Raw genomic sequence first — 19157 nt, forward strand, 5'->3', positions numbered from 1 at the left:
CATGGCACTACAGAACACTGATCCGACAAAAACACAAGCCTGGAAAAAACTTACCCAACATTACGCAACTACCAAAAACTCGCAATTAAAGGACTTGTTCGTTGCGGATAGTGGTCGGGCGAAGGATTTCAGCATCCAATGGAATGATTTTTTATTTGATTTTTCGAAGAATAGGGTAACCAAAGAAACGTTATCATTATTGTTGGAGTTGGCCGATGAGGTTAATTTGAAGGATGCCATTTCAAAATACTTTGATGGCGAAGCTATAAATCAAACAGAAAACAGGGCGGTATTGCATACGGCCTTACGGGCCAAGAAGTCCGATACCGTTTTGGTTGATGGTGTAGATGTGATACCTGAGGTCTACGAAGTAAAGGAACACATACGTTCTTTCTCTAAGGCGATTATCTCTGGGGAGAAAAAAGGGTATACTGGAAAAGCATTCACCGATGTCGTTAATATTGGCATTGGAGGGTCGGATTTGGGCCCTGCCATGGTTGTAGAGGCTCTAAAATTTTATAAAAACCATTTAAAGACCCATTTTGTCAGTAATGTGGATGGGGACCATGTGCACGAGGTTTTAAAGGAATTGGATCCGGAAACGACATTGTTTGTCGTGGTGTCAAAAACGTTTACCACCCAGGAAACCTTGAGCAATGCCACAACAATTAAAAATTGGTTTTTAAAACAGGCTACCCAAGAAGATGTAGCCAAGCATTTTGCAGCCGTATCCACGAATACTGAAAAAATATCCGAATTCGGAATAGCTGCTGAGAATGTGTTTCCTATGTGGGATTGGGTCGGTGGCCGTTTTTCATTATGGAGTGCGGTTGGGATTACCATTGCACTAGCCGTAGGCTATGAAAATTTCGATGGACTCTTAAAGGGTGCCAACGCGATGGATGAACATTTTGAAAGCACGGAATTCGATAGTAATATTCCGGTGATTATGGCGTTGCTTAGTGTTTGGTATAATAATTTCCATAAGGCTGAAACCGAGGCGATAATTCCCTATACCCAATATTTGAGTAGGTTCTCTGCGTATTTGCAACAGGGTATTATGGAGAGTAATGGTAAGAGTGTAGACCGTAACGGTAACCCCGTCGATTACCAAACAGGAACCATTATATGGGGAGAGCCGGGTACGAATGCCCAGCATGCCTTCTTTCAATTGATCCATCAAGGGACCAAATTGATTCCTGCGGATTTTATTGGTTTCAAGGAATCCCTTCATGGCGATACCGACCATCACAATAAGTTGATGGCCAACTTTTTTGCACAGACCGAAGCTTTAATGAATGGCAAAACGGTTGATGAGGTTCGCAGTGAACTCGAAGGAAAGAATCTGTCTGAAGCAGAAATCTCAAAATTGCTTCCCTTTAAGGTTTTTGCGGGTAACAAACCCACCAATACCTTTTTGATAAATAAACTTACCCCACAGAGTCTTGGGGCTTTGATCGCGGCTTATGAGCACAAGATCTTTGTTCAAGGTGTGATTTGGAACATCTTTAGTTATGATCAATGGGGTGTTGAACTGGGAAAACAATTGGCAACGAATATCCTTAAGGATATTGATGGTTTGGAAATATCCGATCATGACACCTCTACATTGAATCTTTTGCAAAATTTTAAGAAATAAAGCAGATTATTTTCATTTCTTAATAAAGGTTGATAACTTATTGTCTGTCAGCCCGAATTAGTGTTTTTTTATGTTAATTTTAACACGCTAAATTTAACATAGGCTTAATATACGGTCCATTAAAAAAGATCACATTTGCACTTTGTATTAAACCAAATTAAACACTCAAAAAAATGAAAAGAATGTACATGGTCTTGGCAGCATTTTTAATGACTGCTATGGCATTTTCACAAGAAACGATCACCGGTACCATATTGGACGGTGAGACTAGTGATCCACTACCGGGTGCCAGTATTGTTGTAAAGGGAACAACAAAGGGCGCAACCACGGATTTTGATGGTAAATTTACTTTAAGTGTAACTGATGGTTCAGGAACTCTGGTTATTTCTTACTTGGGTTATGTAACCAAAAGTGTAGCTTTTAAAAGTGCTGGAAGTATTGGTTCTGTGACTTTAGAACCGGATGCCCAACAATTGGGAGAAGTTGTTGTTGTCGGTTCTGGTGTAATTGATTTGGCTGAAGACAGACAAACCCCAATTGCAGTAACTACTGTTACCGCTGCTGATATTGAACAAAAAACCGGAAATTTTGATTTACCGGAAGTTTTGAAATCTACACCTTCTGTACAAAACGTTAAAGGTGGCGGTTTCGGTGATGGTCAAATGTATTTAAGAGGTTTTGACCAAACGAATACTGCTTTCTTACTCAATGGTCAGCCTATCAATGGTGTCGAGGATGGAAAAATGTATTGGTCAAACTGGACAGGGGTATTGGACATCGCCAATGCTGTTCAGGTACAAAGAGGTTTGGGGTCTTCCAAATTGGCTATATCATCGGTGGGTGGTACGGTAAACATTGTTACCAAGACAGTTGACTTAAAAGAAGGAGGTTTTGTTAAATCAATGGTAGGTAACGATGATTACCTGAAAACTTCTGCTTATTACTCAACTGGTTTAATGGAAAATGGTTGGGCATTTTCTGCATTGTTAGGTCACTGGCAAGGTGATGGTTACATGCAAGGAGCTAAAGGTCAGGGACAGACTTATTTCTTATCTGCTGGGTATAAATTAAATGACAACCATATTTTCAACTTTTTAATTACTGGAGCTCCACAATGGCATGGATCAGCAGGAGGAGCCAGTATTTCTGATTATCTTGATAAAGGCCGTAGATACAATGATTGGTGGGGTTATTATAAAGGAGAAGAATATGCAGGAGGTAGAAACTATTATCACAAACCAATTCTTAACTTAAGCTGGGATTGGAAAATTAGTGAAGATTCTAATTTATCAACTGTAGCTTATGCTTCTTTTGGTCGAGGTGGATTTGCTTATCCTGAAGGAAGATCCTTTTACAGTTTTAGGGATGCAAACGATTTAATTGACTATGATGCTATTGAGGCAAATAATTTAGCTAATCCAGATGCGGATAATTATGTAAAAAGCTCAATAAATTCCCATAACTGGTTCGGGTTGGTTGCTAACTATGAAAAAGATTTCAATGAAAACTTGAGTTTTAATGTTGGGGTTGACGCGAGATCTTATAACGGAATACATTTTAGAACGGCTGCTGATTTGATGGGTGCTACACCAACTTACACAAGTGGATATAGTGGCACATATAATTTAACTAAGAGTTTAGGTTATAATCCTTGGTCCAATACCTTCAAATTAACAGACACTGATCATACAGATAGGTTTTCATACGATTATGAAGAAGTTATCAATTACATAGGTATGTTTACCCAATTGGAATATGCTACCGATAACTATTCTGTTTATGCCCAAGGTGCGGTTTCTAGCCAATCACACGTAAAAACGGATTATTGGAATTATGCAACCTCGGAAGAAGCGGAAAAAATTACAAATCCTGGGTTTAATGCCAAATTAGGTGGTTCATACAACCTTAATGAAGACAATATCGTTTATGCCAATGCAGGTTATTATTCTCGTCAACCTTTTCATGATGACTTATTTACAAATATTAGAAGTTCAAATGAGTTAAATCCTTTTGGGGATGAAAACCAAAAAATAACAGGCTTGGAACTTGGTTATAATTTTAAAAGTGAGTTTATTTCGGTTAATGCCAATGTTTACCATACCATCTGGGATAACAGAATTCTTTCTTCGGCCGATGATATAGACGGCGATAGCGTTTCCGATGAATTTACCCAATCTAGTGGTATCAAGGAAATTCACCAAGGTGTTGAATTGGAAGTGTTTACAAGACCAGTAAGAGGATTAAAGGTTAATGGTTTTGTATCTATCGGTAATTGGTATTATGACGGGAATGTAGAAACTAGAACGTATGATATCAATGATGTATTGTTGAGTTCAGGAGATATTGCGTATGTGAATGATGCTAAAGTAGGTAATGCGGCACAGATAACTGCTGGGGCAAACGCATTCTGGAATATTGCAGGAGGTTTTTCCGCAGATGCGTCATTTAATTATTACGATAATTTATATGCAAATATTGACTTGACTTCTACCGAGTTTGAAACACAGGATAATAGAGGTTCTTTACTTTTACCTTCTTATACTAACGTAGATTTAGGGGGTACCTATAAAATGTTTGTAGGTAAAGAAAAAGATAAGTCTCTTGCTTTTCGTTTAAACATCAACAACCTATTCGATGAATTTTATATTGAAAATTCTTCTACTAGTAATTATGCCGAAGCTGGAGATGATACTTGGAAAGGTGTGAATACCAGTAATAGGGTTGACTTAGGTTATGGTCTTACTTGGAATTTTTCAATACGATACAATTTCTAAGGATAGTATAAATAATATAATGTAAAAACCCTGACGGTAACGTCAGGGTTTTTTTTATGCTCAAAAAGCAACTGTTTTTGAAAGGCTAACTAATGGGTATCAATTTCGAACACTGATGTTATAGGGGCTATTTACCCTCGTTTTTTTTAACCGTTTCCTTTCTAGAGAGCAGCAGGGGCAAGGATACTCCAATAGTAATCGCTATTAGAATGAATAAGGTGGTAAAACCATTATAGAATATGGAAACGATCAATTCCACTTTTTGGGGGTTTCCTTCTTCCATAAAAGTAAAGGACATAATAGACAGTACGGTTTCATAGGCATAATACCCTGGAATCATTGGAATAACGGCAGGAATCGAAAAAACGACCGGCGGATGATGGACCTTGTGGGCCAAAGGGCTACTTAAAATCCCAACAAAACTGGCTGCCACTAAACTTGACAATACGATATTCACATTAAAATGAATAAGCAGGAATTTTACAAGACCTGCGGCGAACCCCAAAAAAAATACGACCAAAATGGTTTTACGGGGAATATTGAATAATATTCCAAATCCAACAGCCGCAATACCTGACCATATCGATAACTCCGATACCTTAATTATAGCTTCTTCCATCAATTCAATTGAAATAGTAACATAGTAAGAAAAAGTCCAAGGGCAATAGATAGAAAGGTCATTGCCCCATTTGTGAATCTAACCATGCCATTCAGTATGTTGTTGTCCAATAGATCCGTAAAGGAATTTATTAGGGGAACCCCAGGAACTAAAAACAACACAGAGGTTGCCAAGGCAGCTTGGGGGTGACTCCCTAAATTATACGACACACCCAATGAAGCAAGGAAAGAGGCGCAAAAGGAGGCCAGGAACGTTGCTATATAACCGTTGATTTTGTGGTTATGGGCGGTTTGTAGAATAAACAGGCCTAATAAAGTACTGATGAAGGCCACGAGCATATTTAGATAATCCCCCTTGAAAATATTGCAAAACCCCGCACCAGAGAGACTTACGGCTATAAGGACTATGGATCTGGGATACCTGGTATGTGATTTTATGATATGTAATTCTTTTTCTATTTGCGCTATGGTCCAATCATCCCTTAAAGCACTCCAACTCGCTCTGCTAATGGAAGAAATGGTAGAAAAATTGATTCGGTACTTAGGTATTTTCTTGACTCTCGTGAAAGTTGCCTCAGTTTCATTATCGGTAACGGTTAAAACCAGGGTTTTGTGGGTGACCATACTATAGGCCTGGCAATTTAAGGTGGAAGCGAATCGGGTAAGACTTAAATTTATTCTGTTTGTATTAGCTCCTGATACCATTAATAGGGAGGATATGTCCAACAGTAGATCCGCCGTTTTTTTAAGCTTGTCCATAATGTTTATGCATATGAGAAAAGAAAAAGCAAAATTACTGTTTTTGGAGGTTCGTGGTATAAGGCGTAGTTCTTATTTTTTATGCGTAAAAAGTAGTATTTTTAAGCAATCATATTAATCAACTTAAATATTATGGAAGAACCAGGACTTGCATATCAATGGGTACTGCAATTACACTCGTATTTGGCTTATGTGGCACTAGCTGTTTTATTTTTGGCCGTTGCCAATGCCATCATCGGTTTGGTAAGCAATAAAATGTTTTTACCGCAAAAAGATTTTAGATTGAGCCTATTCGCTCTTATCCTATGTCATTTACAACTTTTGGTAGGTCTTTTACTTTTCTTTGTATCCCCCAACGGTTTGAATGCTATTCAGCAATTGGGTATGGGAGGAATGGATTCGGCTTCCCGATTGTTGGCCGTTGAACATCCTTTTATCAACATTATTGCTTTGGTTTTGATTACCATAGGCTGGTCTAGGCATAAGAAGTTTATGGAAGGCAATAAAAAATTCAAAAGTATCGCTATATTTTACGGACTTGGCTTGGTACTTATCTTGAGTAGAATCCCATGGACACAATGGTTATAGGAAAATTTGACGCTACTTTTTAGCTTATAAAATAGAATTCAAATATAAAAACAACAATAATGAAAAATGTCTTACTAGTAGTAACCTTACTTTTTTCCATGCTGGGTTTTTCCCAAGAAAAATCATTGTTCAACGGTGAAGATCTTACCGGGTGGACGGTCTATGGTACCGAAAAATGGTATGCTGAGGATGGTTTATTGGTTTGTGAAAGTGGACCTGATAAACAATATGGGTACCTGGCCACTAATGAACACTACAAGGACTTTACACTTACACTGGAGTTTAAGCAGGAAGCGGATGGCAATAGTGGTGTTTTTATACGATCTACAGTAGAAGGTACTAAGGTTAGTGGCTGGCAGGTAGAGGTCGCTCCCCCAGGACATAACACGGGTGGTGTTTACGAATCTTATGGGCGTGGTTGGTTGATTAAACCGGACCCTGAGAAAGACAAGGCCTTGAAGATGGGGGAATGGAATGAGATGAAAATCCGCGTCTATGGTGATAAACTAACCTCTTGGTTGAATGGAGTGGAGATGGTCACCATTCGGGATGAAAAAATAGGTGCCGGTGAAGGGTCTATTGCCTTACAAATCCATGATGGTGGTGGTATAAAGGTCAAGTGGAGAAATATTAAGATCGCCTTGCCACAATAAAGCCTATTGCACGGGTTTAATGATATATAAATACACCGGGAAATGGTCACTGAACCCACCGGTATAACTGCCCCCTGCATAGGTGCGAAAAGGATAACCCTTGTAGTTGCCCTTTTTTGTAAATAAGTAGGGGGCGGTAAATACGTTTGCTTTCCAGAATTGGTAACCATCCTTGTTATTCAAGAAATTGCTTGTGAAATACATTTGGTCAAAAAGGTTCCATTGGTCCCTGTAGGCCAATGAGCCAATCCCTTTTCTGTATAGCTTCTCCATAGGGTTATAAAGATCGTTTTCCCCCAGTTTATTTTTGGAACCCTTGGTTTTGAGTATTTTCTTAAGGCTATCATCCACAGGGTCATCATTCAAATCACCCATACTGATTATTTTTGCCGAGACATCCTGCTTTACAATGGAGTCGATAATCCTTTTGTTCAAAGCTGCGGCGGCCAATCGATTTGGTTTGCTTCTTTCTGCACCGCCACTTCGTGAGGGCCAATGATTAACGATAAAATAAATTTGTTCGTCGTCCAATACACCACCGACAACCAGTTGGTCACGGGTATAATCCCGTTCACCATCGTCATTCTGTAGCAATAGTCTTCTGCTTTGAAAACTCGTAGGTAAAAAGGCTGAGTGCTTATACAAAAGGGCCACATCTATGCCACGTTCATCCGGGGAATCAAAGTGGACAATCCTATAATCCATTTTTTGTAGGCGGGGATGGTTTATCAAATCTTCTAAAACCCTTATGTTTTCCACTTCGCAAAGTCCTATGACATCGGGGGAGGTATGTGCTTCAATGCTGCCAATATCTGAAATCACCTTGGCTATATTTTCGATTTTATGGGAATATCTTTCTTGGGTCCAATGGTCTTTTCCATCAGGGGTACGGTCATCATCAAAGGTTAATGAATCATTTTGGATATCGAAGAGATTCTCAACATTGTAAAATGCTATTGATCTGATTTTGAAAGTGTTCCCTTCTTGTGGAAATAGGATTATTGGAAATAAAAATAATAGGAAAAGAAGTCTAATATTCATTGGTATTCGCAGTAATTCATCGAAAATATAATAATTATTAAGTAAATAGCTACATATTATTGCGTATTCTTAATATATTTAACAAGAAGATCAATCGAATATTTTAAGTTTTGCGACTTTTTTTAGCTTCATTTTTCGCATTGTTTATGTGCCAGATGATAATTGGTCAGGAAACGAATTATGTTTCTGGCACAGTGCTTTCGGCCTATTCGAAAGGCCCTATTTCTGAGGGTGTTATTACCTTGGAAGGGAGTAACAATTCCCTTAAGCCAGACAAAGAGGGGTTTTTTAAACTTCCCGTAATAACTAGGGGTAGTTTTATCTTGAACATTACCGTCCCTGGTTTTATGCCCAAACGGATTCCGGTCTTTTTCGAGGGTGATGATATCGCGTTGGGGACTATCTTCCTTGAACAGGATATTGAAAGGGATAAGATCGATAATCTTGTGACCCTTACCGATGCTGAATTTTCCGATGAGGATGATACCATGATCGCCGCTGGATTACTCCAGGCGACAAGGGATATATTCTTAAAGAGGGCGGCCTTCGATTTTGGTCAGGCCTTTTTTCGGGTGAGAGGATACGATTCCAGGAATGGTACGGTCATGATCAATGGAATATCCATGAACAAATTATTCGACGGCCGCCCACAATGGAACAATTGGGGAGGGTTGAATGATGTAACCAGAAACCAAAATTATGCCAATGGTCTGCATGCTTCGGAATATACGTTTGGGGGTATTTTAGGAAATACGAATCTGGATACCAGACCTTCTGGATTGCGTCCTGGATTTCGGTTTTCCGTATCGGCCTCCAATCGGACCTATACGGGTCGGGCCATGGCTACTTATACTTCCCCCAAACAAAAGAACGGACTTACATATTCTGTATCAACGTCTAGAAGATGGGCCAAGGAGGGTTATATCGACGGTACCCTGTATGATGCTTATTCCGTATTTGGTGCCTTGGAATTTGAAATAGATTCGAAAAATAGTTTAATGGCCACTGCAATTATGGCTTCCAATCGACGAGGCCGTTCCTCTGCAATTACGGAAGAAGTACAAGATTTGGTAGGCAACCGTTACAACCCCTATTGGGGATACCAAAATGGTGAAATCCGAAATTCTAGGGAACGTAAAATTGCAGAACCGATTCTAATGGTAAACCACTATTATGAAACCGATAAATTTAATTTGAATACAGGAATTTCGTATCAGTCCGGCATCCATTCCAAAAGTAGATTAGGCTATTATAACGCCCCAAATCCCGATCCAACATATTATCGGTATTTACCCAGTTTTTATATCAATAGCCCTATTGGTGCCAACTTTGTAAGTGCTGATTGGGCTAAACAAGGATTTTTGGGGAATACCCAAATGGATTGGGAAGCGATTTATACGGCCAATGCCGCGGAAAAAGCATCCTATGTCCTATATGATGATGTTGTCGAAGACCGGCAGTTGGTCCTTAACAGTGTTGGGAATATCCAAATTTCAGAAAATATGAAATTGGATGTTGGTTTAAATTTCAAGCAATTACAATCGGATAATTATGCCAAGATCGTCGATCTCTTCGGGGCTGAATATCATGAGGATATAGACCCATTCTCAAATACCGCCAATAATCTTGATGGAAACACGAATCGACAGGAGAATGAAATATTCAATTATAATTATGAACTGACCGCAAACCAATGGAACGCTTTTGTGCAATTGGGATTTACAAGAAAAAAATGGAGTGGCTTTGTTGCGGCGAACTATCTGGGTACCGAATATCAAAGAAACGGACTTTTTAGAAATGAGCGATATGTCGATGATTCTTTTGGGGAAGGACCTGCGGTGGACTTCTCCAACTTCGGATACAAAGGTGGAGTTTCCTATCAAATAACAGGGAGACATTGGATTAGGCTGAATGGAGGGGTTATTGAGCGACCGCCGGTTTTACAAAATACCTTTATCAACCCAAGGGAGAATAATGGGATTGTTTCCAATCTTCAAAGTGAAACGGTTTCGAGCATTGATTTTAATTATTTTCTGCGGTTACCGAAGCTAACAGGGCGGTTGACCGGTTTCTATTCCCGATTTCAAAATACCACGGATGTTAATTATTTCTTTGTGGACGCAGGGGTGGGTTCCGATTTTGTCCAAGAGGTGATTACCGATCTGGATAAATTGCACATGGGTGCGGAACTGGGGTTGGAGTATGAAGTGTCCCCTGCCGTAAAACTTTCTGCGGTTGCGGCAGTAGGTAAATATTTGTATGCGAGTGACCCTAATATCAATATCAATTTTGATACAGCCGGAGCCGAGGAAGAGTTGATAAATATTGAAGGAGCCATTGATTTGGGAATTGCAAAGATCAAGGACTATAAGTTGGCCCAAGGTCCGCAGAAAGCCTATGCCCTGGGAATAGAGTATCGAGATCCGAAATACTGGTGGGTGGGGGCCACAGCAAATTATTTAGCGGATAATCACGCGAATATCTCAATGATTACAAGAACTCGTAGTTTTTATTTGAATCCTGAAACCGGGCTTCCATTTCCCGATGCCACTGACGAGAATGTGGCACGATTATTAAAACAAAGTCCAATGGATAATTTTTATCTGTTGAATTTGGTTGGGGGTAAATCATGGTTGAGGAAAGGGAAGTATATCAGTGTTTTTGCCAGTATCAACAATGTGTTCGACACTGTTTTTAAAACGGGAGGTTATGAACAAAGTAGAAATGGCAATTACGGACAATTAAAACAGGATAATTTAAGTGGTAATCCGTCTTTCGCCACAAAATATTGGTATGGCTATGGGCGGACATATTTTTTGAATATAGCTTATAGTTTTTAAAAATCTGTAAAGGGTTTTTGCCAAAGCTAGGTTCTTATCGGCAAGGAATCCTCGCAAAACAGGTTCCTTGTAGGTCCAAGCATAAATAAGTTGGTATGGCATTAAAAATATCGAAATCAAAAATATGGATTACTATAGTAGTTATGGTGATGCACTTTGGTTGTGTCAAGGACCGAAGTTTTGATGCACCAAAGGAATCGTGTACCACGGAATTGGCGGCTACTACTTCTTATGCGGAGGTCAAGGCGCTGTATGTTGATGGCACCGTTCAAATTCAAGATGATTTGATTATTGAAGGATATGTTGTTTCATCGGATAGGGAGGGTAATTTTTTCAGTTCGCTTCATTTTCAGGATGGTTTGGAAAATCCGGAAGGGGGATTTCAATTGGATTTTGATCTTAGGGATTCCCATTTGTTCTTTCCCGTGGGGAGTAAAATAGTCATAAAATTAAAAGGACTCTATTTGGGCAAACAACAGGGGGTTTATAAATTGGGAGGGGTTTTTACTTCATTTGGTAACTTATCTGTAGGGAGGTTGCCGGCCTATGTTGTTTTCCAGCACGTATTTATCGCATGTGATGATTTACAGGTAATTGTCCCCCACAAAATAAGCCTTGACCTGTTGGAGGAGCAGATGGTCAACACCCTTGTACAATTGGATGATGTAGAGATCATTGAAAATGAATTAGGGCTTCCTTTTGCCGATCCAAAGGAAGAAACAGAACGAACCCTCATTGATTGTGACGATAATGAAATCATCCTGTTGAACAGTGGATATTCCAATTTTCAATCGACTTTATTGCCTGAGGGGAGGGGGTCGGTTGTAGGGGTACTTTTGAAGGATAATAGTGATTTTAAGCTGGTGATTCGGGAATTGGATGATATCGATTTCCAAAAGGAACGATGTGCGGACTTCATTGATGAATTCACTTCAAATTCAATATTCATTTCAGAATTGGCCGATCCCAATAATAATTCCGGGGCCCGCTTTGTAGAACTTTATAATTCAGGGACAGAAGTATTATCCTTAAAAGGGTGGTCCATAAATCGATTTACAAATGATAATACGGAAATAAGTTCAACCATTGATTTATCAGGGTATGAAATTGGGGCAGAAAGTACATTCTTGATTTCCCCCAATGCTTCTGAATTTGAAGCTGTTTATGGGTTTGCGCCCGATTTGGCCGTGGGTACCAACAGTCCGGCAGATTCCAATGGTGATGATAACCTACAATTGGTGGATCCTTTCGGGACTGTTATCGATACTTTTGGAATTATTGGGGAAGATGGCTCGGGCACCAATCATGAGTTTGAAGATGGGCGAGCCTTGAGAAATCTGGATAATACCCAAGCAAATGCGACCTATACGTTTAGTGAATGGATTATTTTTAATGATACTGGGGCCTCGGGTACCACGAATCAACCTCAAAATGCACCGGAGGATTTTTCACCGGGAATTCGATAAAGCCAGGGTCATTAGGCTACTTCTACGAGCACGTTTCGAAGATCTTGGTGTGTAATAGGTTTAAGTATGTAGTTGTGGACTATCTTGTACTCATTAACACGTTCAACATCACGTGGATCAACAGAGGAACTTATGATGTAGACAACGACATTGTCTTTATTGTGATTGGGGATTTTGACAAAGTCCTCTAAAAATTCCCATCCGTCCATTACGGGCATGTTCAGATCCAGAAAAATAATCGAAGGCAATTTTTCACCACGGGCGGTTATATTCAAAAGTCCGTCAATGGCTTCCTGACCGTTGTTGAATACTAGAATCTCATCACAAAATTCCATTTCTTTCATAATCCTTTTGGCTCCATAAACAAATATGGGGTCATCATCAATGATGCAAGTGCTCTTAATCTTTTTCATTTATTTGGGTGTTCTAGTTCATATGTTTCTACGGAGCATAAGTTTAAAGGTTGTTCCTTTATCCACGATACTCTCGACTTCGATACTGCCTTTCATTGCCTCAATTTGGTTCTTGGTGATAAAAAGCCCTATGCCCTTAGAGTCTTTATGCCTATGGAAGGTTTTGTACATTCCAAAGATTTTATTACCGTGTTTATCCAAATCTATGCCTTGGCCGTTGTCCGAAAACGTAATAATAACCTTGTTATTGTTTTGCTTTGCGGCTACATTGATAATAGGTGTTCTTTTAGGGGAACAGTATTTTAAACTGTTTGTGAATAAATTCAGGAAAATACTGTCCAAATAGGCGGGTACCGCCTGGATGAATAGGGAATCGTCTATGTCTATATTACAAACCGCTTCTTTTTCCTTTAGCAAGGCGCTAATATTTTTTTCCACATCCGTTACGGCCTGGCGAAGTTTGATTTTCTTCATCTTTTCGACCGAATTGGTCTTTACGTGCACCACCTCACTCAAATGTGTCACGGTCTCATTTAGACTTATCGACGCATCGGTCAACATTTTTATCAGACTCTTTTTTTCTTGCTCATTTTCCTCGGTATTTAAAAAGCTTGTGAGCATGGAGAGATTACTGGAGTGTGATCTTAAATTATGCGAAACGATATGGGCAAAATTCAATAGGCTTTCATTCTGTCCATTTGTGACTTCCAATAAATTTTTAAGTTTGCGTTCAGTAGTCTTAGTTTCTGTAATATCCCAAGTCGCACCGATCATTCGTGTGGGCTTGCCATCCTGGTAACGGCTAATGGTAAATTCAGAGCGAATATATCTTAACTCATCGTTGGGCCATTTAATACGGAATTCGATCGTACATTTCCTGTCTTCAGCAATGGCCATTACTATTTCATCATGGCACCTTGTTTTGTCCTCTGGATGTATTATGGCCTCCCAAGCATCGATTGTTTGGTCAAAATCATTTTTACCAACACCGTAAATGCGGTATAAATTATCATCCCAAGAAACCGTCTCGTTGGGAATATCATATTCCCATATGCCTATTCTCGCAGCATCGGTGGTGGCCATGGTCAATCTTTCGGAGATTTCCTTGTTATGGATTTCAATCTTTTTCTTTTCGTCAATATCTTGGAAGGTGCCAAAGATTCGAATACACTTATTGTTCACAATTTCACATTTCCCAATACTTCTGACCCAACGTTCATGGCCGTTTGCTGTTATGATTATCGTTTCAATATCCCATGGGGTACCATTGGTAATTGCCTTATTGACTACTTCTGTTATTCTACGACGATGTTCACCCTCTTTATAAAAATCAAGCCCTTTGTCGAGATTCATTTCATAATCCAAAGGCAGTTCATGTATTTTTTTGGTAGTATCACTTAAATAAGCCTTATTGGTTATAAAATCGAATTCCCATCCTCCTATATTTGCGACATTCTGTACATTCAAAAGGAGCTCCTCATTTTTTTTCTCCATGGTAATGTCTTCGGCTACAATCAATAAACCGCTTTGGTTGTGTTCCTTATTGTTCCACCCTTTTATTTGCCAATTCAGCCATTGAGGCCTTCCGTCAGGTTGAATGATTTTTTGAACTTTGTTCAGCTTTGTCCTATGTTGCAAACAAAATTCATGCATCTCTTTGATCTCCTGGGTAACATTGGGGACCACATCATAAAAAGATTTTCCAATTATATCAGGATCGGCAATATCCAAATCCTTTAACCATAGCTTGGAATGGTTTAAAAAACGCATTTGATGGTCTACCACTGCCATGGGGTAGATGGATTCTTTAAAAAGAAAGTTAAACGAACGGGTTCCCAAGAGATTAGTGTTTAGTTCATTAAAGATATAAAATTAACAGTATAACGTAAGAAAAGACCTTAAAAGTATGGGGCATTCAACCACTTTTATTTAAAAATACCTTAAAACATGGACCTTAATCCCATATTCGACAGTTTTAATCTACTGGTTTGACAGTCCGATTCTATGGGAATCTCGAAAATAGCCTGTACTTAGAGGAAGAATTCGATTCCATGGCTATGGTGCCATTTTCTTTTTAGCTAGGATTTTCGTTGCTTGGGTTTTACTGCATTGGATAATTTTCATGGGCCATAACTTCTTCCATTTGTAGTATATGCCGCTCTGTATGGCCACTTATGAATAGTAGTATTTGAAGTCCATCAATGGTGGCAAAAGGCAATTGGCCATAATGGTTTCTAAGGTCGTCTTTGGTGGTTTTCAAATATTCAATATGTTCGCCCCGTTTTTGTAAGAAGGCTTTTACCGTCTCATCGTGGGAACCGAATTTTCCGGACGGTTCAAAGGCTTTTCCTGTTTTCACTTTATTTTCCCGACTTGAAATCATAATCAAAAGATCCTCATCACTTAAGGTAACAGCGTCCCTCTTCGAAGGGTCGGCCGGTGTTTTCAAGGCTTCTGTCAACATCCCTCCTAGCATTTGTTCAGAAATTGATAAATGTTCCACGCATTCCGCGATCGACCAGGATTCAGGACTGGGTTTGTACTTAAGTTGACTTTCGGTAAGGCCTTCTAGGGTGTTTAATAAATAATCTTGGGTTCTCTCCAGCTCTGTAAGAGCCATATCCCGTTCCTCTTCGGTAATTCCTGAAGTGCCAATTCCAAAAGCAACAAGAGTCAATGCTATGATAGGTAAAATGATCTTTTTCATTTTTTTATGTTTATGCTAGTGTTAATCTACAATTTTAAGGCAAATAATTCATTGATTGACCACAATCGATTGGTAAATAAGATCGCTAAATCAAAAATAATAGATAAAATCTATCAATCAATAATCTATAAATATAATAAATCTATGTTGGATGTTATTCTATGTCGTATCTTTAAATGACTCTGATTTAACCTATAACAGGTTAGTTTTTAAAGATATAAAATCAAAAATAAACTAGAATATGGATCCAAAAAACAGTAAGGACAGTACACTTTCCGAAGTGAACAGTGGGGGAAAATGCCCGTTTCACCATGGGGGTAACACAGTGACCGGTACATCGGTAATGGATTGGTGGCCAAACGCACTCAATTTGGATATTTTGCACCAGCACGATACCAAAACAAATCCTTTAGGGGCTGATTTTGATTATCACGAAGAGTTGAAGAAGTTGAATATAGAGGAATTAAAGAAAGATTTGCGTGATTTGATGACCGATAGCCAAGACTGGTGGCCGGCAGATTGGGGTCACTATGGTGGACTAATGATCCGAATGGCTTGGCATGCAGCCGGATCATACAGAATAGCCGATGGTCGCGGTGGTGCAGGAACGGGGAACCAGCGTTTTGCTCCATTGAATTCCTGGCCGGATAATGTAAGTTTGGACAAGGCCAGAAGATTATTGTGGCCTATTAAAAAGAAATACGGAAATAAAGTGAGCTGGGCAGATTTGATCATCCTAGCGGGTACCATGGCCTATGAAAGCATGGGACTTAGAACTTTTGGTTTCGCATTTGGTCGTGAAGATATTTGGCACCCAGAGAAGGATGTGTATTGGGGTGCTGAAAAAGAATGGTTGGCACCTAGTGATGAGCGTTATGATGATGTTGATCATCCTGAATCAATGGAAAATCCATTGGCTGCCGTACAAATGGGATTGATTTACGTAAACCCAGAAGGGGTAAACGGTACACCGGACCCATTAAAGACTGCAGCCCAAGTGCGTGAAACTTTTGCGCGTATGGCTATGAATGATGAAGAAACCGTTGCACTTACTGCAGGAGGCCATACCGTTGGTAAAACCCATGGAAACGGTGATGCAAGTATTTTAGGGCCAGATCCAGAATCCGCGCCGGTTGAGGCCCAGGGAATGGGGTGGGCTAACCCACATAAAACAGGAGTAGGCCGATATACCGTGACTTCTGGTTTGGAAGGTGCTTGGACCACGCATCCAACAAAATGGGACGGAGGTTTCTTTGAAATGCTTTTTAAACATGAGTGGGAACTCCGTAAGAGTCCGGCTGGGGCTTGGCAATGGGAACCTGTAAATATTAAGGAAGAGGACAGACCGGTAGATGTGGAGGATCCCTCTATACGTCATAATCCCATGATGACAGATGCGGATATGGCAATGAAAATGGACCCGATCTACAGGGAAATCTCCCTAAAGTTTAAGGAAGACCAGGCGTATTTCTCTGAGACTTTCGCTAGGGCCTGGTTTAAGCTTACCCACAGGGATATGGGTCCAAAATCGCGCTATTTTGGTCCTGATGCACCTCAAGAGGATTTAATCTGGCAAGACCCGGTTCCTGTAGGAAAGACAGATTATAATGTGGAGGCTGTAAAGGCAAAAATCGGAGCGACCGGTTTGTCTATTTCAGATATGGTAGCCACGGCTTGGGATAGTGCAAGAACCTTCCGTGGTTCAGATATGCGCGGTGGGGCAAACGGAGCAAGAATAAGATTGGCCCCTCAAAAAGATTGGGAAGGAAATGAGCCAAAACGTTTGGCACGGGTTTTATCCGTTCTGGAACCAATCGCCTCAGAATTTGGCATAAGTGTGGCAGATACCATTGTGTTGGCAGGTAATTTAGGCGTGGAGCGGGCTGCTAAAGAGGCAGGTTTTAACATCGCTGTCCCCTTTGCCACCGGTCGTGGTGATGCAACAGATGAAATGACCGATGCTGATTCCTTTGCACCGTTGGAGCCATTGGCAGATGGCTACCGCAATTGGATGAAAAAAGACTATGTGGTGAGTCCAGAGGAAATGATGTTGGACCGCACGCAATTAATGGGACTTACAGCACCGGAGATGACTGTTTTGGTCGGCGGAATGCGTGTTATGGGCACCAATTATGGTGGTACAAAACATGGGGTGTTTACAGAAAACGAAGGAGCGTTGACCAATGATTTTTTCGTGAATTTGACAGATATGGGCAACGTTTGGAAACCCACAAGCAAAGAACTGTATGAGATCAGGGATAGAAAAACAGGGGATTTAAAATGGACCGCTACCCGTATGGATTTGGTTTTTGGCTCCAATTCCATACTTCGTTCCTATGCTGAGGTATATGCGCAAGATGATAATAAGGAAAAGTTCTTGATAGATTTCGTTGCCGCTTGGGATAAGGTCATGAATCTTGATCGATTTGATCTGGATTAAATCATTTTTTTAATAGAAGGATTCATTTCAATCCGAATACATAAAATGGAAAGCCATTGCATCAATATTTAGTTGGTGTGATGGCTTTTTACACACATATTTTTATGGCATACACGACAAAGGACTTTTTTGACGAAATCAGAAAAGGAAATTTAGAAAAGGTTATAGATATACATTCAGTCAATCCAGAGTTACGCAATTCAAAAGATGATAGGGGTTCTACCCCATTGATATTGGCCACGTATTACGGACATGCAGGGATTGCCCGGTTTTTGCTTGATAGTGGAGTGAAATTAGAGGACAAGGACGGCTCGGGCAATACCGCTTTATTAGGGGTTAGTTTTAAAGGGCATGTAGAAATGGTAAAGGAATTGATAGCCCGTGGTGCCGATGTGAATACGCAAAACGCCACAGGTGCAACATCCCTCATGTATGCCGTTTCTACCAATAAGGAAGAAGTTGTTAAAGTATTGTTGGGCAATAAGGCGGATGTTACCAAAAAGGATGCCCGTGGATTTACGGCTCTAGATCACGCAAAAATCAATGGTAATCCTACACTTATCCAATTGCTCAAAAATGAGTAATATTGGTCTATGGAAGTAGGTCGAGATCTTGAATTGATAAAACGGATAAAAGCTTTGGCAGATACCGGACTGGTGTATAACCAAGATGGGTATAACAAGGAGCGTTATGAAGAACTCCGTGAAATAAGCCTAAAACTCTTAAGTCATGTTTCCCAACAACCACTTCGTGTGTTGGAGGATTTTTTCATGCCCGAAAAGGATTATCCTACTGTAAAGGTAGATGTTAGGGGTTTGGTTTTGAATGATGCCGGTGAAATATTATTGGCGAAGGAACAGGTAGACAGTAAATGGACCCTTCCCGGAGGTTGGGCCGATATCGGTTATACACCTTCCGAAGTGGTCATAAAGGAGATCGAAGAGGAAACCGGCCTTCAATGTACCGCGGAACGCTTGCTGGCAGTCTACGATAAGCGTATGCATCCGCATCCGCCACAACCCTTTTATATTTATAAATTGGTATTTTTATGTCAATTGAAAGGTGGGATGCTGAAACATGGTTTCGATATGGATGGTGCCGCATTTTTTAAGGTGGGGGAACTACCGGAATTATCCGAGGATCGTATCTTGGAAACTCAGGTAAAACAACTTTACAACATGGTAATCAACAAGGATGTAAATGTGTATTTTGATTGATC

General features: G+C 40.0%; 15 protein-coding genes. 9 read left to right on the forward strand and 6 right to left on the reverse strand.

Features of this window, described 5'->3' with window-relative positions; translation table 11 throughout:
• Position 1: 1 nt before the first annotated feature.
• Both pgi and LX92_RS02390 read left to right on the forward strand, forming a co-directional pair.
• On the forward strand, positions 2-1639 hold the full coding sequence (gene pgi, locus LX92_RS02385; protein ID WP_109648662.1) for a glucose-6-phosphate isomerase: 1638 nt from the start codon (positions 2-4) through the stop codon (positions 1637-1639).
• A 173-nt stretch (positions 1640-1812) separates the two neighbouring features.
• Positions 1813-4413: a TonB-dependent receptor gene (locus tag LX92_RS02390; protein ID WP_109648663.1), complete on the forward strand. Its 2601-nt coding sequence runs from the start codon at positions 1813-1815 to the stop codon at positions 4411-4413.
• Between the two features lie 127 nt (positions 4414-4540).
• Here the strand turns inward: LX92_RS02390 and LX92_RS02395 are convergent, their stop codons facing one another.
• Together LX92_RS02395 and LX92_RS02400 are read right to left on the reverse strand one after the other, a co-directional pair.
• Positions 4541-5032, reverse strand: coding sequence for a threonine/serine exporter family protein (locus tag LX92_RS02395; RefSeq protein WP_109648664.1), 492 nt, complete (start codon positions 5030-5032; stop codon positions 4541-4543).
• On the reverse strand, positions 5032-5790 hold the full coding sequence (locus LX92_RS02400; RefSeq protein WP_109648665.1) for a threonine/serine exporter family protein: 759 nt from the start codon (positions 5788-5790) through the stop codon (positions 5032-5034). The genes LX92_RS02395 and LX92_RS02400 overlap by 1 nt, the downstream gene beginning before the upstream one ends.
• Before the next feature lie 132 nt (positions 5791-5922).
• Here LX92_RS02400 and LX92_RS02405 point away from each other — a divergent pair, with 132 nt between their 5' ends.
• Entirely contained in the window at positions 5923-6378 is a 456-nt protein-coding gene (locus LX92_RS02405) for a hypothetical protein (protein WP_109648666.1), read from the forward strand.
• Positions 6379-6437: 59 nt separating this feature from the next.
• Positions 6438-7031, forward strand: coding sequence for a 3-keto-disaccharide hydrolase (locus LX92_RS02410; protein ID WP_109648667.1), 594 nt, complete (start codon positions 6438-6440; stop codon positions 7029-7031).
• 3 nt (positions 7032-7034) lie between these two features.
• On the opposite strand, the gene LX92_RS02415 is transcribed toward LX92_RS02410, so the two are convergent.
• On the reverse strand, positions 7035-8072 hold the full coding sequence (locus LX92_RS02415; protein ID WP_109648668.1) for an endonuclease/exonuclease/phosphatase family protein: 1038 nt from the start codon (positions 8070-8072) through the stop codon (positions 7035-7037).
• Between the two features lie 146 nt (positions 8073-8218).
• Here LX92_RS02415 and LX92_RS02420 point away from each other — a divergent pair, with 146 nt between their 5' ends.
• Both LX92_RS02420 and LX92_RS02425 read left to right on the forward strand, forming a co-directional pair.
• Positions 8219-10912 (forward strand): peptidase associated domain and porin domain-containing protein, encoded by a 2694-nt coding sequence (locus tag LX92_RS02420; protein WP_109648669.1) that lies wholly within the window; start codon positions 8219-8221, stop codon positions 10910-10912.
• Between the two features lie 95 nt (positions 10913-11007).
• Positions 11008-12378, forward strand: coding sequence for a DUF5689 domain-containing protein (locus LX92_RS02425; RefSeq protein WP_109648670.1), 1371 nt, complete (start codon positions 11008-11010; stop codon positions 12376-12378).
• 11 nt (positions 12379-12389) lie between these two features.
• Here LX92_RS02425 and LX92_RS02430 read toward each other — a convergent pair whose 3' ends face one another.
• From LX92_RS02430 to LX92_RS02440, 3 genes are all read right to left on the reverse strand, one after another.
• A complete protein-coding gene (locus LX92_RS02430) occupies positions 12390-12791 on the reverse strand; it encodes a response regulator (RefSeq protein ID WP_109648671.1) in 402 nt (133 codons plus the stop codon).
• 18 nt (positions 12792-12809) lie between these two features.
• Positions 12810-14630: a PAS domain-containing sensor histidine kinase gene (locus LX92_RS02435; RefSeq protein WP_146197787.1), complete on the reverse strand. Its 1821-nt coding sequence runs from the start codon at positions 14628-14630 to the stop codon at positions 12810-12812.
• Between the two features lie 262 nt (positions 14631-14892).
• Complete coding sequence (locus tag LX92_RS02440) at positions 14893-15498, reverse strand: DinB family protein (protein ID WP_109648673.1); 606 nt, start codon at positions 15496-15498, stop codon at positions 14893-14895.
• A gap of 241 nt (positions 15499-15739) precedes the next feature.
• Here LX92_RS02440 and katG point away from each other — a divergent pair, with 241 nt between their 5' ends.
• From katG to LX92_RS02455, 3 genes are all read left to right on the forward strand, one after another.
• On the forward strand, positions 15740-17938 hold the full coding sequence (gene katG, locus LX92_RS02445; RefSeq protein ID WP_109648674.1) for a catalase/peroxidase HPI: 2199 nt from the start codon (positions 15740-15742) through the stop codon (positions 17936-17938).
• A gap of 104 nt (positions 17939-18042) precedes the next feature.
• On the forward strand, positions 18043-18522 hold the full coding sequence (locus LX92_RS02450; RefSeq protein WP_109648675.1) for an ankyrin repeat domain-containing protein: 480 nt from the start codon (positions 18043-18045) through the stop codon (positions 18520-18522).
• A gap of 9 nt (positions 18523-18531) precedes the next feature.
• The gene (locus tag LX92_RS02455; RefSeq protein ID WP_109648676.1) at positions 18532-19155 is read left to right on the forward strand and encodes an NUDIX hydrolase; all 624 of its coding nucleotides are present in this window, start codon (positions 18532-18534) and stop codon (positions 19153-19155) included.
• The last annotated feature ends 2 nt before the right edge of the window (positions 19156-19157 follow it).

Source organism: Maribacter polysiphoniae (genome assembly GCF_003148665.1).
Taxonomy (GTDB): domain Bacteria; phylum Bacteroidota; class Bacteroidia; order Flavobacteriales; family Flavobacteriaceae; genus Maribacter_A; species Maribacter_A polysiphoniae.

Excerpts from the sequence above, each read along its gene's own strand:
- pgi (WP_109648662.1), top strand. The coding sequence starts at position 2 with ATGGCACTACAGAACACTGATCCGACAAAAACACAAGCCTGGAAAAAA.
- LX92_RS02390 (WP_109648663.1), top strand. The coding sequence starts at position 1,813 with ATGAAAAGAATGTACATGGTCTTGGCAGCATTTTTAATGACTGCTATG.
- LX92_RS02395 (WP_109648664.1), bottom strand. The coding sequence starts at position 5,032 with ATGGAAGAAGCTATAATTAAGGTATCGGAGTTATCGATATGGTCAGGT.
- LX92_RS02400 (WP_109648665.1), bottom strand. The coding sequence starts at position 5,790 with ATGGACAAGCTTAAAAAAACGGCGGATCTACTGTTGGACATATCCTCC.
- LX92_RS02405 (WP_109648666.1), top strand. The coding sequence starts at position 5,923 with ATGGAAGAACCAGGACTTGCATATCAATGGGTACTGCAATTACACTCG.
- LX92_RS02410 (WP_109648667.1), top strand. The coding sequence starts at position 6,438 with ATGAAAAATGTCTTACTAGTAGTAACCTTACTTTTTTCCATGCTGGGT.
- LX92_RS02415 (WP_109648668.1), bottom strand. The coding sequence starts at position 8,072 with ATGAATATTAGACTTCTTTTCCTATTATTTTTATTTCCAATAATCCTA.
- LX92_RS02420 (WP_109648669.1), top strand. The coding sequence starts at position 8,219 with ATGTGCCAGATGATAATTGGTCAGGAAACGAATTATGTTTCTGGCACA.
- LX92_RS02425 (WP_109648670.1), top strand. The coding sequence starts at position 11,008 with ATGGCATTAAAAATATCGAAATCAAAAATATGGATTACTATAGTAGTT.
- LX92_RS02430 (WP_109648671.1), bottom strand. The coding sequence starts at position 12,791 with ATGAAAAAGATTAAGAGCACTTGCATCATTGATGATGACCCCATATTT.
- LX92_RS02440 (WP_109648673.1), bottom strand. The coding sequence starts at position 15,498 with ATGAAAAAGATCATTTTACCTATCATAGCATTGACTCTTGTTGCTTTT.
- katG (WP_109648674.1), top strand. The coding sequence starts at position 15,740 with ATGGATCCAAAAAACAGTAAGGACAGTACACTTTCCGAAGTGAACAGT.
- LX92_RS02450 (WP_109648675.1), top strand. The coding sequence starts at position 18,043 with ATGGCATACACGACAAAGGACTTTTTTGACGAAATCAGAAAAGGAAAT.
- LX92_RS02455 (WP_109648676.1), top strand. The coding sequence starts at position 18,532 with ATGGAAGTAGGTCGAGATCTTGAATTGATAAAACGGATAAAAGCTTTG.